Below are 14824 nucleotides of genomic sequence, written 5' to 3' on the forward strand. Positions count from 1 at the left end.
TTAACGCGTGAGGGTGAGTGCTATGTGCGGTGCTAAGGCGATGTTCAGAATTATCTTCCAAATTGGCCGCCATCGCGGGGAGATGTGATGAAAAGGCAATCAAACCAAACGGTGCAGATGCAGCCCACCCATTCGAGCCAAACACTCAATGCGCTCCGCAATCGTTCCGTCTATGTGTCAAATATTGTGGTAACCGTAACCGCCGCAGGGTGGTGCGCGATTGGCTTCGCGCTTGGGGAAATGCCGATTGTCTATCTTGCCCTGTTCATGATGGGCTCGACCACGCTTGCCATTTTAGTCACGTTTTTTGGTCATCACACCATCGGCAAAATCCTGTGGTTTTTTGCAGGCTTGGTGACAATTACGGGTGCATTCTTTGTCTCACATCCAACAGCGCGGGTTGAATTCATGTATTTCGCGGTGGTGGCGGGGCCGTTTTTGGTTTTTTCCACGCGCTATCAACGCGGCCTCATTGTGACGCTGTTATCCATTGCTATCTGCACATGGATGCTCGCTGAATATCTTGGGTATGATTATTTTGGCGGGCCTTACATCTCGGAAGAGATCGGCAGCGTGCTGCGCTATGTGGTCTATCTGACCGTGTTTGCAGTTTTAGCAATTGAATTATTGTTGATCGGTAATCTGACAGAAACCTTCAATCAGCGCCTGACCGAAAGTGAGGAACGCGCCATTGCCGCCAATCAGGCAAAATCTGCCTTTCTTGCTGCGATGAGCCACGAAATCCGAACCCCAATGAATGGGGTGGTGGGGATGATGGAATTATTGGATCAGTCCCCCTTAAGCCACGAACAAAAACGCTTCTTAGCAACAGCGCGCCGTTCGTCCTATGCCCTCTTGCGGATCATTGATGACGTATTAGACGTCTCCAAAATTGATGCGGGCAAACTTGAACTTGCCCCAGAAAAGACGGATCTCTTGGCGCAGGTTGAAAGCACGGTCGAGGTCATGCGCGGCTATGCTGATGAACGCAATGTCACTGTGCGGTTCCGTTATGATTTAAGCCTGCCAAAATTTGTGATGATGGATGGTGGCCGCTTGGGGCAGATCACGCTGAACCTTTTGTCCAACGCGATTAAGTTCTCCAGTCCCCGCGATCGCGATGGATTGTCAGCCCCCCGCGCGGAAGTGGTTGTTCAGGTTACCCGCTTGGGTGAAATCCATGATGGCCGCGGGCAATTTGTATTAGAGTTCCGCGATAATGGCATTGGCATGGATGCTGACTTCATGCGCGAGATGTTCGAGCCCTTCACACAATCGGGCGCATCTACGGCCTTGCATTTTGGCGGCACAGGTTTGGGCCTGACAATTGTCAAGCAATTGGTCGATAAATTGGATGGCCAGATTGCCGTGCAAAGTGCTGTTGGCAAGGGCACAACCATTCGCATCACGTTGCCCCTCATTGAGGCATGCGAAACATTGGATTGCCCGCAGCTTGATGGATGGGCGATCCAAGCTTGGGCGAATGCCCCCGAAGATCGTGCGACCCTTTCCCCCTATTTTGAGGCCCTTGGCGCCACCCAAAATTGGGTTGAAACCATGGAAGATTTGCAGAGCCTCGCGGAAACGGCACCCGATAAGTCACTTTTTGTAATGGTTTTAGAAAATGCTGACCTGCCTGATCCTACGCAGGATTTGGGCGCGTTTTCGAAGGTCAAGCTTTTGGGCCTCACGCGCCGCCGTGGGATGAGAACGGGACATTTGTCCCCAGATTTATTTGTTGCCCAAATTCGCCCACTATTGGCCAGTGACCTGCTTGCAGGTTTACGCCACCTCACAGGGCATCCCATTGCGGCACAATCCCCGCTTTTAAGCGCCGATATGATGCACCGCCCTGATCTAGCCTTTGAGAATGCCGAACGGGACCGCCGCGATATCGGCAAGACAAATTCACCCAATACCAAGCCACGGATTTTGTTGGTTGAGGATAACGAGGTGAATCAAATCGTGCTGACATCACAATTGCGACTTCTGGGATATGAAAGCCAGATTGCCATCAATGGGCGCGAGGCGCTTGCGGCGCTGGATCAAGACTGTTTCGATCTGATCCTCACCGATTGTCACATGCCCACGATGAATGGTTTTGAAATGACCCGCGAAATTCGGGCGCGTGAAAGTGCGTCAGGGTTCTCAAAAATCCCTATTATCGCCATCACGGCTGACGCCGTTGGCCATGACCGCCAAAAGGGGATTGATGTCGGCATGGATGCCTATCTGACCAAGCCTGTGCGCTTGGGGGATTTGTCGCAGATGTTGTCGCTCTATCTGGTGGGGGAGGAAGAGGGGCGCGGTGCCATGCGCAGGGCGCCTTAATAGCTTTCCTCAAAGTCATCCTCACCGCCATTTTCGCGCGGGGGGCGTCCTACTGCGTCTTTTAACTCGTCCAATTCAATGAAATTGTCCGCCTGCCGCCTTAGGTCATCGGCAATCATGGGTGGGTTCGAGCGGATGGTGGACACAACCGAAACCCGAACGCCCTTGCGTTGGATGGCAGCCACAAGCGGACGAAAATCGCCATCGCCAGAAAACAGCACGATATGATCGACATGGTCTGCGATTTCCATCGCATCGACCGCCAAATCAATATCCATATTCCCTTTGATCTTGCGGCGCCCTTGCGCATCTGTGAATTCCTTGGCGGCTTTCGTCACCATGGTGAACCCGTTGTAGTTCAACCAATCCACCAGAGGGCGAATCGGGGAATATTCGTCATTCTCAAGAAGGGCCGTATAATAAAATGCGCGAAGAAGTTTTCCGCGTTGCATGAATTCTTGGCGTAAGAGTTTATAGTCGATATCAAACGCCAAAGCCTTGGCTGCCGCATAAAGATTTGAGCCGTCAATAAAGAGCGCGAGGCGCTCATCACGATAAAACATTTGAAAGACCTTATAACAAACAGACCAATCGCGGCCTTGAATAATTCGTCAAAATATCACGATCAGCAATGCAGAGCAAAATAGGGGATAAATCATTTGGCGCAAGCTTTCCTTTCTAATGCGGAGCCGCGCAAAGCACTTGTCGCGCTTGGCTCAAATCTACCTGTCGAGGGGCAGGCGCCGCGCGTGGTTTTGGATCGTGCGATTGCACAGTTGCGGGACTATGTGACCGCACAGGGTGGTGGCGATTTCAAATTGAGCCAACTCTATCGAACCCCTGCATTTCCTGCAGGTTCTGGCCCTGATTTTGTGAATGCGGCGATCTCCTTTGACTGGCCATTAGACCCAAATTCGCTGCTGGAAAAGCTGCATGCTATAGAGGCCGATTTTGGCCGCAGCCGTTCACAACGCTGGGCCGCGCGTGGGTTGGATTTGGATCTTTTGGGCCTCGGCAATTTGGTTTTGCCAGACCCAGACACATGGCAAGTTTGGGCCAATCTCTCGACAAAAGAGGCGCAATCGCGCGCGCCTGATCAATTGATTTTACCTCACCCCCGCATGGCTGAGCGCGGCTTTGTTTTAATCCCGCTCTGTGATGTTGCCCCAAATTGGTGTCACCCGATCCTTGGCGAAACGGTTTCTGAATTGCGCGCAAAATTGTCGCCCGAAGAGTGTCGTGAGATCAATCCACTGTGAGGGCGCGTGCGGTCTTTTGCACTTGTATTTCGGGGGCGGTCTGACTATTTACGAGGCTTGCGCCCCTCCCTTAATCAGCCTTGGAGAGTTTAGTATGGCCCGCGTGACGGTAGAAGATTGCGTAGACAAGGTTCCCAACCGCTTTGAATTGGTGATGCTTGCTGCACATCGCGCCCGCGAAATGGCGTCTGGCTCGCCGCTTACTGTGGATCGCGACAATGACAAGAATCCTGTCGTTGCGTTGCGCGAGATTGCAGAAGAGACACAATCCGCAGATGGCCTGCGCGAGCGTTTCATTGAATCGCATCAAACTCAGATTGAGGTTGATGAGCCTGAAGAAGACACGATGACATTGTTGCAAAGCGCCGATCAGGATCGTCCACAAGCGGATGATATGACTGAAGAACAGATGTTGCGTGCCCTGCTTGAAGCGCAGGGGCAGAACTAAAACAGGCGATTTATGGACGGAAATGGATCAGATCGAAGCGGCCTTCTCGATGCCGATGATCTGATCAGTCTTGTCCGAAACTACAATCCAAAATGCAATGAGGCCCTCCTGCGGGGGGCCTATTCCTATGCGCAGGATATGCATCAGGGGCAAATGCGCCAATCGGGTGAGGCCTATTTCACCCACCCTGTTGCGGTGGCCGCGATCCTGACCGAGATGCGGCTGGACGATGCCACAATCGCAACGGCGCTGCTGCATGACACGATCGAAGATACCAAGGGCACCTATTCCGAACTGGAAAGCCGTTTTGGGACGGATGTTGCGGAATTGGTCGATGGCGTGACCAAGCTGACCAATTTGCAGCTATCCAATCGCGAATCAAAGCAGGCTGAGAACTTTCGCAAATTGTTCATGGCCATGTCCAAGGATCTGCGCGTGATCCTCGTGAAACTGGCCGACCGATTGCACAATATGCGCACCATCCGCCATATGCGCGCCGAAAAGCAGCTGCAAAAATCGCGCGAGACAATGGATATCTACGCGCCGCTTGCAGGCCGTATGGGGATGCAATGGATGCGCGAGGAGTTGGAAGACCTTGCCTTTCGCGTGGTAAATCCCGAAGCCCGCAATTCGATCATGCGCCGCTTTTTGACCCTGCAGAAAGAATCGGGCGATGTGATCCCAAAGATCACCGATGATATCGAAGCCGTTTTAGCTAAGCATGGCATTTCTGGCGATGTCTATGGCCGTGCCAAAAAGCCCTTTTCGATTTGGCGCAAAATGCAGGAAAAAGACCTCGCCTTTTCGCGTTTGTCTGACATTTACGGATTTCGCGTCATCGTTGAGACAGAGGATGAATGCTATCGCGTTTTAGGGGCGATGCATCAAAGATGGCGTTCTGTTCCGGGAAGATTCAAGGATTACATCAGCCAGCCCAAGTCGAACGGCTATCGTTCGATCCATACCTCTGTTTCAGGGCGAGATGGTAAGCGTGTTGAAATCCAAATCCGCACGCGCCAGATGCACGAAGTTGCTGAATCTGGTGTCGCGGCGCATTGGTCCTATCGAGACGGGGTGCGCGCGGCGAACCCGTTTGCGGTTGATCCTGCAAAATGGTTGTCCACGCTGACAGAACGCTTTGAGATGGCCGAGGACCATGATGAATTCCTCGAACATGTGAAGTTGGAAATGTATTCCGACCAAGTGTTTTGCTTCACGCCTAAAGGGGATGTTGTGAAGTTGCCGCGCGGGGCGACCCCGTTGGATTTCGCCTATTCGATTCACACGCGCATTGGCCATTCTTGCGTGGGGGCCAAGGTTGATGGCATTCGCGTGCCGCTTTGGACACGCCTGAAAAATGGCCAATCGGTCGAGGTTGTGACCGCCGAAGGTCAAAGCCCGCAGGCCACATGGATTGATATTGTGGTGACAGGCCGTGCTAAGGCCGCAATCCGCCGCCGCCTCCGCGAAGAGGATCGGGGGCGTTATATCAAATTGGGGCGCGAATTGGCGCGGGTGGCGTTTGAGCATGCCAATAAGAAATCCACCCCCAAGGCCTTGGACACAGCCGCCAAGGCGCTTGGCCTCGAAGATGGTGACGAGGTTTTGGCGCGGATCGGATCTGCTGAAATTTCGGCGCGCGATGTGGTGACCAAGCTTTATCCAGAACTCGCCACCAGCGGTGATTTTGTCGATGTCGATCAAAAGCGGGCTGTGATTGGTTTGCCCTCGGGGTCAGATGTGCAGCGTGCCCAATGTTGCCAGCCTGTGCCAGGTGAACGGATTGTGGGCATCACCTATCGCGGGCGTGGGCCAATGGTTCATGCGATTGACTGCGAATCTTTGGCTGAATTCGACAACGCGCCCGAGCGTTGGATTGATCTGCATTGGTCAGAAGGTCGGCACGCTGCGGTGCATAACGTCACGATCAACGTGACGATTTCGAATTTTAACGGTGTTTTGGGAAGAATCTGCACATTGATTGGCGAACAAAATGCCAATATCTCTGATTTACATTTTATCGACCGAAAGCCAGACTTCTTTCGTTTATTAATTGATGTTGATGTAAGGGATGCTGAACATCTGCATGCGGTGATGATGGCATTGGAGGCTGATAGCGATGTCGCCAAGCTTGGCCGTTATCGAGATGTAGAAAGGCGTCCTTAGACCCGACACGGCGCGGGTGTAGCTACGCGAGTAAGGGAGAGGAACAATCCGTGGTGTTTAAGCGAAGGGATCAGCGACCCTTGCTTCGGATTGTGGCCGAATGGGTCTATCCGCGTGGCGGATGGATGCGTGCCTTCCAATATGTCACCCATCGTCTGAACCGCCTGCCGGGATCGGCGGAATCGATCGGGCGTGGTGTTGCCGCTGGTGTATTTGCTGTCTTTACGCCCTTTTTCGGGTTCCACTTTTTCATCGCAGCTCTGCTTGCATGGATTTTGCGGGGCAATGTGATTGCTTCGCTTCTGGCGACTTTTGTCGGCAACCCGCTGACCTATGTGCCGATTGCGATAATCTCGCTTGAAACAGGGCATTTCATGCTTGGCTCAACGATGCGCAGTGATGTGAATGCAGGGTTGATTGCGCGGTTTCGGGGGGCGGCGGGTGATTTGCTGCATAACCTGTGGTCGATCTTCTCAGGGGCGCCCGCGCATTGGCATGAACTCAAGATTTTCTATGACACGGTATTTTTCCCATGGATGATTGGGGCGATTATTCCAGGGATTTTATCATCAATCTTGGCCTATTTTATCAGTGTGCCTCTGATCCGTGCGTATCAAAAGCGCCGTATTGCCAAGCGCAGAGCGAAGATTGAGAAACGCCGCGAACAGGCTGGCACTTCGGCCGCAAAACGCTAGATTAACTTTCATTGTCCAATGGGTGGGAGGCACCAGATGACCCGCGATCTTAGGCTGGGGGTCAATATTGACCATGTCGCAACATTGCGAAACGCGCGCGGTGGTGCGCTTCCTGATCCTGTGCGGGCCGCCCTCTTGGCCGAAGCGGCGGGGGCTGATGGCATTACGGCGCATTTGCGCGAAGACCGCCGTCACATTCGGGACGAAGATATCGCGGGGCTGATGGCGGCGATTAAAACCCCGCTCAATTTCGAGATGGCCGCCACCGCAGAGATGCAAAAAATCGCCCTGTCTCATCGCCCGCATGCCGCCTGTATCGTTCCTGAGCGGCGCGAAGAACGCACCACCGAAGGTGGCCTTGATGTGGCAGGGGACGAGGCGCGCCTTGCGGAATTCATTGCGCCTTTGCGCGATGCCGGTATCCGTGTGTCGATGTTCATCGCCGCAGACCCGCAGCAAATTGCGGCAGCCGCGCGCATTGGGGCGCCTGTGATTGAACTGCATACGGGGGCCTATTGCGATTACCACGCCGAGGGTGAGATGGAGGCCCACAAAGCCGAACTTTCCCGCTTGATTGCAGGTGCAAAACAGGCGGCTGATCTGGGCCTTGAGGTGCATATGGGGCACGGATTGAATTATGAGACAGTCACCCCGATTGCGGCCATCAAAGAGGTGCGCGAATTGAATATTGGTCATTTCTTGATCGGCGAGGCGGTGTTTACAGGGTTATCTGCCGCTATTGGTGAAATGCGTCGCCTGATGGAGGAGGCCCGCGCGTGATTTTGGGCATCGGAACGGATTTGGCAAATATCGAACGCATCCAACGTGCGCTTGATCGGTTTGGTGATCGGTTCCGCAACCGCGTATTCACCGAACATGAACAAAAACGTGCCGAACGCATGCAAAACCCCGCTGCGGTTTACGCCAAAAGATGGGCCGCCAAAGAGGCCTGTTCCAAGGCACTGGGAACGGGGCTGCGCATGGGGATTGCGTGGCGCGATATGTCGGTGACGAATTTGGAAACGGGCCAGCCCGTGATGCACGTCACAGGATGGGCGCAAGAGCGGCTCAACGAAATGACCCCAGAAGGGTATGATGCCGTTATCCACGTTACATTGACCGATGATCACCCATGGGCGCAGGCATTCGTGGTGATCGAGGCGCTGCCAGATGGGATATCTGCGCAACTTCCCGCTATGCCAACCCCGCCAAACCGTTCGCTTGCTTGACAGCAGGGCGCGCGCGGCCCATGAGGGGCGTGGGTCGGTTGACGTTTTGGCAATCCTGCCGCGATGCGACACAAGGGTGCCACAGGCGAAGGCCACCGCGATTTTTTAGCGGATGGGGCAAAACGCATGGCAAGCTATAAGGCAAAAAAAGAGGGAATCGGCGAGACGATCAAAACGATTGTCTACGCGCTGCTGATTGCAGGTGTCTTTCGCACCTTGTTCTTTCAGCCATTTTGGATCCCGTCAGGCTCGATGAAAGACACGTTGCTGATCGGTGATTTCCTGTTTGTGAACAAAATGGCCTATGGCTATTCGCGTCACAGCTGCCCTTTCTCGATGTGTCCCTTCTCGGGCCGCATCTTCGAGACATTGCCCGAGCGTGGCGATATCGCCGTATTCCGCCATCCCACCAATGATGCAGATTTCATCAAGCGTGTTATTGGTCTGCCCGGGGATGTGATCCAAGTTCAAGACGGCCAGTTGATCATCAACGGCACGCCCGTCCCACAAGAGCCAACAGCACCTTTCGTGGAGGCGTTTGAGCCACAAGGCCCGCTGGGCCACCTGCCGCGCTGTTCCAATGCGCCTGTTGGGGCGGGTGGGGTCTGCGAAAAAGACCGCGCGATTGAAACGCTTCCCAATGGGGTATCGCATGCGGTGTTAAATATTGATGATCGCTCCTTCGCGGATAACACCCCCGAATTTACCGTGCCCGAGGGTCATGTCTTCGTGATGGGCGACAATCGTGACAACTCTCAAGATAGCCGTTTCCCACGTTCTATTGGCGGGGTTGGATTCGTGCCTGTTGAAAATCTTTTGGGTCGCGCAGATCGGGTGATCTTTTCTTCTGCAGGGGATCGCATGGTCTATTTCTGGACATGGCGCAGTGATCGGTTTTTTAGAGCATTACAGTGAAATTATCGCGTGAGATTGATGAGTTTTGCGCCCGTTTAGGGCATAGCTTTTCCCGCCCCGAATTGATTTTGCGGGCTTTGACCCATTCTTCGCTCTCCTCTCCGACCCGTGCGGATAATCAACGCTTGGAATTCTTGGGGGATCGCGTGTTGGGATTGGTCATTGCTGAGCTGTTGCTCGAACAGGATCAAGACGCGCCAGAGGGGCAATTGGCCCCCCGCTTTAACGCACTTGTGCGCAAGGAAACCTGTGCCGAAGTCGCGCGCAGCGTAGATTTGGGCGCGGTGTTGAAATTGGGCAAATCCGAGATGATGACGGGGGGGCGCCGCAAAGATGCCCTTTTGGGCGATGCGATGGAGGCTGTGATTGCCGCCGTTTACTTGGATGCAGGTTATGACGCAGTGCGTGGGCTGATCCGCCGTCTTTGGGCGGGCAAGGCCGATACTGTGGCCGATGATGCCCGCGATGCGAAAACCGCCTTGCAGGAATGGGCGCAGGCCAAGGGGAAAGGCTTGCCTCGCTATGCCGAGCTAAGCCGTGAAGGGCCAGATCATGCCCCCACCTTCACCATCGAAGTGACGCTCAGTTCGGGCGAGGCCGCGCAGGCTAGTGCCAAAGCCAAGCGCCACGCCGAACAAGAAGCCGCAAAAAAATTGCTTGCCGCCCTCGAGGGTGGTTCCGCTTAATGCGTCTGGCGCTAGGGCTGATTTCCCTCTATGCCCAAAGATCGTTGAAAAAAGGAACTGCCTATGACCAGCCGCGCTGGATTTGTTGCCCTTATTGGTGAGCCGAACGCAGGTAAATCTACCTTGCTTAATCATATGGTCGGGGCAAAAGTTTCAATTGTGACCCATAAGGTGCAGACCACCCGCGCGCGTATTCGTGGTGTGGCGCTTGAGGGCGACAGCCAGATTGTTTTTGTCGACACGCCTGGTCTGTTTCGGCCGCGCCGCCGTTTGGATCGGGCGATGGTCGCGGCCGCTTGGACAGGGGCCGCAGATGCGGATGTGGTTGTCCTGCTCATCGAGGCCCATCGTGGATTGACCGAAGGGGTCAAGGAAATCTTAAGCGGTTTGCTTGAAAAGGCCTCGGGTCGGAAGATCGCTTTGGCGATAAACAAAATCGACCGTGTTGAGGCCCCTCAGTTGTTGAAGCTGACCGAAGAGGCCAACGCGGCTTTTCCATTTGTGAAAACCTTTATGATCTCCGCAGAGCGCGGCCATGGTGTGGGCGATTTGCGCGAATGGTTGGCGCAAGAGATGCCAGAGGGGCCGTGGCTTTACCCTGAGGATCAGATTGCGGATTTGCCAATGCGCATGATCGCGGCAGAGATGACCCGTGAGAAACTGACCCTGCGCCTGCATCAAGAATTGCCCTATCAATTGACGGTGGAAACCGAGAGCTGGCAGGAACGCGATGATGGCAGCGCGCGCATAGATCAAGTGATTTACGTCAGCCGTGACGGACATAAGGGCATTTTGTTGGGCCATCGGGGCGAAACAATTAAGGCCGTTTCGCGCGCCGCGCGCGAAGAATTGGCCGAGTTTCTTGGCCGCAAGGTGCATCTATTTTTGCAGGTTAAAGTGCGCCCGAATTGGCTCGAAGAATCTGAGCGCTATTCAGAAATGGGCCTCGATTTTAAGGACGGGAACACCAAGTGACCCCCCGTCTGCGCGCAGAGTTTTGGGTTCAAGCCTATCTGCGGCGGCTGTCTTTGTCCGAGATCCCCGCCTTTGTCGTGGCGCGGGGTGATAGTGATGCGGGTGCGGTCTTGGTTAAGCTGTCCTTGCTTGATGGCACCGCCTCCTTGTTTCATCGTGGGTTTGATCTAGAGACCGGTGCGCGGGTCTGGGATGTGCTGACGCAAGGGCCAGAGGCGGAGGTCGATGCAGCCATCACCAAACAGCGCGAATTTGACCCTGATCTTTGGGTAATTGAGGTGGAAGATCGTGCGGGTCGGCATATGCTAGATCAAGAGGGATTGCTTTAGCCGCAGCAAAGGGTCTGATCTGATGGAATGGCACGCAGAAGGTGTATTGCTCGCGGCGCGGCGCCATGGGGAATCTGCCGCCATCCTTGAAATTTTCACGGCAGAGCAGGGCCGTTTCGTGGGCGTTTTGCGGGGTGGCGCCTCTCGCAAAATGGCCGCCCATTTGCAAGTTGGCACGCAGCTTCAGGCGACATGGCGCGCGCGCCTCGCGGATCATATGGGCGTCTTCACAATCGAGCCTTTGATCGCGCGCGCGGCCCCTGTAATGAGCGACCCTGTGCAGCTTGCAGGGCTCAACGCGGTTTGCGCCCTTTTGTCTTTTGCCCTGCCTGAACGCAGCGCCTACCCCGCGCTTTATGCACATAGCCTTGCACTGTTGGATGGGCTTGGTGCGGATCATTGGCTCGATGCCTATGTGCAATGGGAATTGGCGCTGTTGTCTGAGTTGGGCTTTGGCCTTGATCTGAGCCACTGCGCCCGCACAGGCGTGTCGCAGGATTTGGCCTATGTGTCGCCGCGCACAGGGCGCGCTGTGGCGCGCGATGCGGCGGGTGAATGGGCAGATCGCCTTTTGCCCTTGCCGCGTTTTTTGCAGGGGGTTGGCCCCGCTGATCACGCTGAACGGCAAGCAGGCTTGCGCCTGACAGGGCATTTCTTGGCCAATCATTTGGCCCCCAGTTTGGGGGATCGCCCACTTCCCGCCGCGCGTGGGCGCTTGGTGGATATCCTCAACCGTCAAGGCTGAGGGCTGAAAACGAGGGCTGCGCCCTCAGCACTGCGCAGAACCAATTGCCCATCCTCCACAGCCGTGCTGCGGGTCGCCTCAAGGGCGCTGAAATAGGCGAATTCTTGGTCGAGATTGGGGCAGGCCATCAGCGTAGCGCCAATTGGGCCTGACCTGAGGCCAGTTTCCACCACTTCGAACCGACCAAAATAACGGTTGCAGGGGCCTTGACCGTAAAAGTTAAATTCTGCGTCCACCTCCAAGGTTATGCTTGGATCAGACTGCAATACCCATGCCCCGACAGGGGGCATGGGCTTGTCTTCATTGCAGGCGGCGAGTGCCAGAAGGGCGGCACATGCCCTCAAGGCGCGCATGATTAGCCAAGAAGGCGGCGCGCAATCACCTGAGCTTGGATCTCTGCCGCGCCCTCAAAGATGTTGAGGATACGGGCATCGCACAAAATACGGCTGATTTTATATTCAAGCGCAAACCCATTGCCGCCATGGATTTGCAATCCGTTATCCGCGGCGGCCCATGCCACCCGTGCGCCAAGCAATTTGGCCATTCCTGCCTCAAGGTCGCAACGGCGGTCATTGTCTTTTTCGCGAGCGGAGAAATAGGTCAATTGCCGCGCAATCATGATTTCTACGGCCATCATGGCCAATTTTGAGGCAACACGCGGGAATTCGATTAGGGATTTTCCGAATTGTTTGCGATCTTGGGCATATTGCATCGAAACATCCAATGCGGATTGTGCCACGCCGATGGCGCGGGCAGCGGTTTGGATGCGCGCGCTTTCAAAAGTTTGCATCAGTTGCTTAAAGCCTTGCCCCTCTTGGCCGCCCAAAAGGTTCTCGCCCTTCACCTCGAAATTGTCGAAGCCAAGTTCATATTCTTTCATGCCTCGATAACCCAATACCTCGATCTCGCCGCCCGTCATACCTGCGGTGGGGAAGGGGTTTTCGTCATCGCCCGGTGTCTTTTCAGCCAAGAACATCGACAGGCCACGGTAATCGGTGGTCGTGGGGTCAGTGCGGGCCAAGAGGGTCATGACATGGGTGCGTGACGCGTGCGTGATCCATGTCTTGTTACCCGTGATGCGGTAATTGCCCGCCTCATCCTTGACCGCGCGGGTGCGCAGGCTGCCCAAGTCTGAGCCAGTGTTGGGTTCGGTGAACACGGCTGTTGGCAGCTTCTCCGCGCTTGCCAAGGCGGGCAGCCATTTTTCCTTTTGCTCATCCGTTCCCCCAGCAAGGATCAACTCAGCCGCGATTTCTGAACGCGTTCCAAGGGACCCCACACCAATATATCCGCGGCTAAGTTCCTCCGAGACGACACACATCGCCGCTTTGGAAAGGCCAAAGCCACCATACTCCTCTGGAATGGTGAGGCCGAACACGCCCATCTCTGCCAGCTCTTCGATCACCGAGAGGGGGATCAGCTCGTCTTTCAGGTGCCAGTCATGTGCGAAAGGCTCGACCTTTTCCAGCGCATAGCGGCGGAATTGTTCGCGGATCATTTCCAGTTCATCTTCAAGGCCTGAAGCGCCAACAGTGATTTCTGCGGCGCGTTCCTGCATCAACTCAACAAGGCGCAAACGGGCTGCTTGGGTGTTGCCTCGTGTGACCAATGTGGCGATTGCATCCGTTTTCAGAAGATTTGCATCTGCGTCCCCAAGCCCAAGTTCAGACAGGCGCAGCACTTCGCCTTGGTTCATAGCAATCCCGCCCTGAAGTTGGGCCAGATATTCGCCAAAGGCAATTTGCAAGATTAATTGTTCAATATCACCAAACTTGCCCTCACTGCCCAAGAGTTCGGCCCATGTTTGCATCTGGCGCAGCGCCTCAACATAGGTGGCAAGCCAGGCCAGACCATGGGCAGCAGTCTGTTCCGCCTCAATCGCCGCGCCTGAGATTTTCCCGTCCACTGTCACCAAATCGCGCACGGCGTCTTTGGCACGGGCCAAAACCGCCTCGACTGGGGGCAGGGCCTCTGCTGTCAAAGCGGTGAGATTGGCCAAGATCACAGGGGCAGCGGTCATTTCGGCGTCACGGGGCATAGCGTCTCTCCAAATTGAGGGTGCGCAAGGGCAAGCTTATCTTTCGATTCTGCACCTGCTTCTAAATCATTTTGCAGATGCAGCGCAACATTAATTCGAAAAAATGCATCGAAAAGAATTAAAATGTCGCGCTTGTTTTGGTGTTGGATGTGCGCAATACCCTGACCAAGGCAGGGAGCAGCCATGACAGATTTCTTACACCTTATGCCATATTGGGCTTTCGCCCTCGCCCTTGGCGTGACTTTTGCAGCAGGTTTCGTGAAAGGTGCGGTTGGCTTTGCCATGCCCTTGATCATGATTTCGGGTCTGTCGATGTTTCTAGAGCCGCAATTGGCGATTGCAGGCATCATTTTCCCGATCGTCCTTTCCAACGGATTGCAGGTGGCCCGTTATGGATGGGCTGAGGCCAAAACGGCGTTTGAGGAATATTGGCGGTATATCCTGATCGTCTGTGTGATGATCGTTATCGTTGCGCAATTTGTGACCGTCATACCAACCCAAACGATGTATCTGATCCTTGGTTTGCCTGTGGTGGTGTTAACCCTGATCCAGTTGATGGGCATCAAATTTCACATTCCACCGCAGCACCGCCGCAAGGCGGAATGGGGTGTCGGCACTTTGGCGGGGGCTTTGGGGGGGCTGACAGGCACATGGGGGCCGCCCACGGTTCTTTATCTCATTGCCCTTGATACCCCAAAGGCCCGCCAAATGTTGGTGCAGGGTGTGGTCTATGGTCTGGGGTCGGTCAGCCTGTTGACGGGGCATCTTTCCTCAGGGGTGCTGAACCTGACCACGGCACCGTTTTCGGTGGCGCTGCTCATCCCTGCCTTTCTGGGCATGCAGGTGGGGTTTAAGCTGTCTGATCGGCTTGATCCCGTCAAATTTCGCAAGATCACATTGGTCGTTCTACTTGTGGCAGGGGCCAATTTGGTGCGCCGTGGTTTGATGGGCTGATAAAAAAACCGCCCCTGTGTCGGGGGCGGTTTTCGAAGCCTTGCTCTTGCGATG

The 14824-nt window shown here is 54.9% G+C and carries 17 protein-coding genes; 13 read left to right on the top strand and 4 right to left on the bottom strand.

What is annotated here, in order from left to right; genetic code table 11:
- Positions 1-87: 87 nt before the first annotated feature.
- Positions 88-2331 (top strand): ATP-binding protein, encoded by a 2244-nt coding sequence (locus RYZ18_RS12840; RefSeq protein ID WP_317657258.1) that lies wholly within the window; start codon positions 88-90, stop codon positions 2329-2331.
- On the opposite strand, the gene RYZ18_RS12845 is transcribed toward RYZ18_RS12840, so the two are convergent.
- Entirely contained in the window at positions 2328-2894 is a 567-nt protein-coding gene (locus RYZ18_RS12845) for an NYN domain-containing protein (RefSeq protein WP_317657259.1), read from the bottom strand. The two genes, RYZ18_RS12840 and RYZ18_RS12845, sit on opposite strands and share 4 nt — an antisense overlap.
- Positions 2895-2990: 96 nt before the next feature.
- Here RYZ18_RS12845 and folK point away from each other — a divergent pair, with 96 nt between their 5' ends.
- From folK to recO, 11 genes are all read left to right on the top strand, one after another.
- Complete coding sequence (gene folK / locus RYZ18_RS12850; protein ID WP_317657260.1) at positions 2991-3590, top strand: 2-amino-4-hydroxy-6-hydroxymethyldihydropteridine diphosphokinase; 600 nt, start codon at positions 2991-2993, stop codon at positions 3588-3590.
- 94 nt (positions 3591-3684) lie between these two features.
- Positions 3685-4038 carry a DNA-directed RNA polymerase subunit omega gene (gene rpoZ / locus RYZ18_RS12855; protein WP_213675507.1) on the top strand — a complete coding sequence of 118 codons (354 nt, stop codon included), beginning with the start codon at positions 3685-3687 and terminating at the stop codon, positions 4036-4038.
- A 12-nt stretch (positions 4039-4050) separates the two neighbouring features.
- Positions 4051-6204, top strand: a complete 2154-nt coding sequence (locus RYZ18_RS12860; RefSeq protein WP_317657261.1) for a RelA/SpoT family protein — start codon at positions 4051-4053, stop codon at positions 6202-6204.
- Positions 6205-6284: 80 nt separating this feature from the next.
- On the top strand, positions 6285-6899 hold the full coding sequence (locus tag RYZ18_RS12865; protein ID WP_317657262.1) for a DUF2062 domain-containing protein: 615 nt from the start codon (positions 6285-6287) through the stop codon (positions 6897-6899).
- A 36-nt stretch (positions 6900-6935) separates the two neighbouring features.
- Positions 6936-7679 carry a pyridoxine 5'-phosphate synthase gene (locus tag RYZ18_RS12870; RefSeq protein ID WP_317657263.1) on the top strand — a complete coding sequence of 248 codons (744 nt, stop codon included), beginning with the start codon at positions 6936-6938 and terminating at the stop codon, positions 7677-7679.
- Complete coding sequence (acpS, locus tag RYZ18_RS12875; RefSeq protein ID WP_317657264.1) at positions 7676-8128, top strand: holo-ACP synthase; 453 nt, start codon at positions 7676-7678, stop codon at positions 8126-8128. Before RYZ18_RS12870 ends, acpS begins: the two co-directional genes overlap by 4 nt.
- Positions 8129-8254: 126 nt before the next feature.
- Complete coding sequence (gene lepB, locus RYZ18_RS12880) at positions 8255-9043, top strand: signal peptidase I (protein WP_317657265.1); 789 nt, start codon at positions 8255-8257, stop codon at positions 9041-9043.
- The gene (rnc, locus tag RYZ18_RS12885; RefSeq protein WP_317657266.1) at positions 9040-9729 is read left to right on the top strand and encodes a ribonuclease III; all 690 of its coding nucleotides are present in this window, start codon (positions 9040-9042) and stop codon (positions 9727-9729) included. Before lepB ends, rnc begins: the two co-directional genes overlap by 4 nt.
- Positions 9730-9792: 63 nt before the next feature.
- Complete coding sequence (era, locus tag RYZ18_RS12890) at positions 9793-10704, top strand: GTPase Era (protein WP_317657267.1); 912 nt, start codon at positions 9793-9795, stop codon at positions 10702-10704.
- Positions 10701-11033 (top strand): DUF1491 family protein, encoded by a 333-nt coding sequence (locus RYZ18_RS12895; RefSeq protein ID WP_317657268.1) that lies wholly within the window; start codon positions 10701-10703, stop codon positions 11031-11033. Before era ends, RYZ18_RS12895 begins: the two co-directional genes overlap by 4 nt.
- Before the next feature lie 22 nt (positions 11034-11055).
- Complete coding sequence (gene recO / locus RYZ18_RS12900) at positions 11056-11778, top strand: DNA repair protein RecO (protein WP_317657269.1); 723 nt, start codon at positions 11056-11058, stop codon at positions 11776-11778.
- On the opposite strand, the gene RYZ18_RS12905 is transcribed toward recO, so the two are convergent.
- The 3 genes from RYZ18_RS12905 to RYZ18_RS12915 all read right to left on the bottom strand — a co-directional run bounded on the left by RYZ18_RS12905 (position 11769) and on the right by RYZ18_RS12915 (position 14001).
- Complete coding sequence (locus RYZ18_RS12905; protein ID WP_317657270.1) at positions 11769-12068, bottom strand: META domain-containing protein; 300 nt, start codon at positions 12066-12068, stop codon at positions 11769-11771. The two genes, recO and RYZ18_RS12905, sit on opposite strands and share 10 nt — an antisense overlap.
- Positions 12069-12133: 65 nt before the next feature.
- A complete protein-coding gene (locus RYZ18_RS12910) occupies positions 12134-13816 on the bottom strand; it encodes an acyl-CoA dehydrogenase family protein (protein ID WP_317657271.1) in 1683 nt (560 codons plus the stop codon).
- On the bottom strand, positions 13795-14001 hold the full coding sequence (locus tag RYZ18_RS12915) for a hypothetical protein (protein ID WP_317657272.1): 207 nt from the start codon (positions 13999-14001) through the stop codon (positions 13795-13797). The genes RYZ18_RS12910 and RYZ18_RS12915 overlap by 22 nt, the downstream gene beginning before the upstream one ends.
- Here RYZ18_RS12915 and RYZ18_RS12920 point away from each other — a divergent pair.
- Positions 14000-14770, top strand: coding sequence for a sulfite exporter TauE/SafE family protein (locus RYZ18_RS12920; RefSeq protein ID WP_317657273.1), 771 nt, complete (start codon positions 14000-14002; stop codon positions 14768-14770). The two genes, RYZ18_RS12915 and RYZ18_RS12920, sit on opposite strands and share 2 nt — an antisense overlap.
- The last annotated feature ends 54 nt before the right edge of the window (positions 14771-14824 follow it).

The sequence above is a fragment of the Roseovarius sp. 10 genome (genome assembly GCF_033100315.1).
In the GTDB taxonomy this organism is placed as follows: Bacteria; Pseudomonadota; Alphaproteobacteria; order Rhodobacterales; family Rhodobacteraceae; genus M30B80.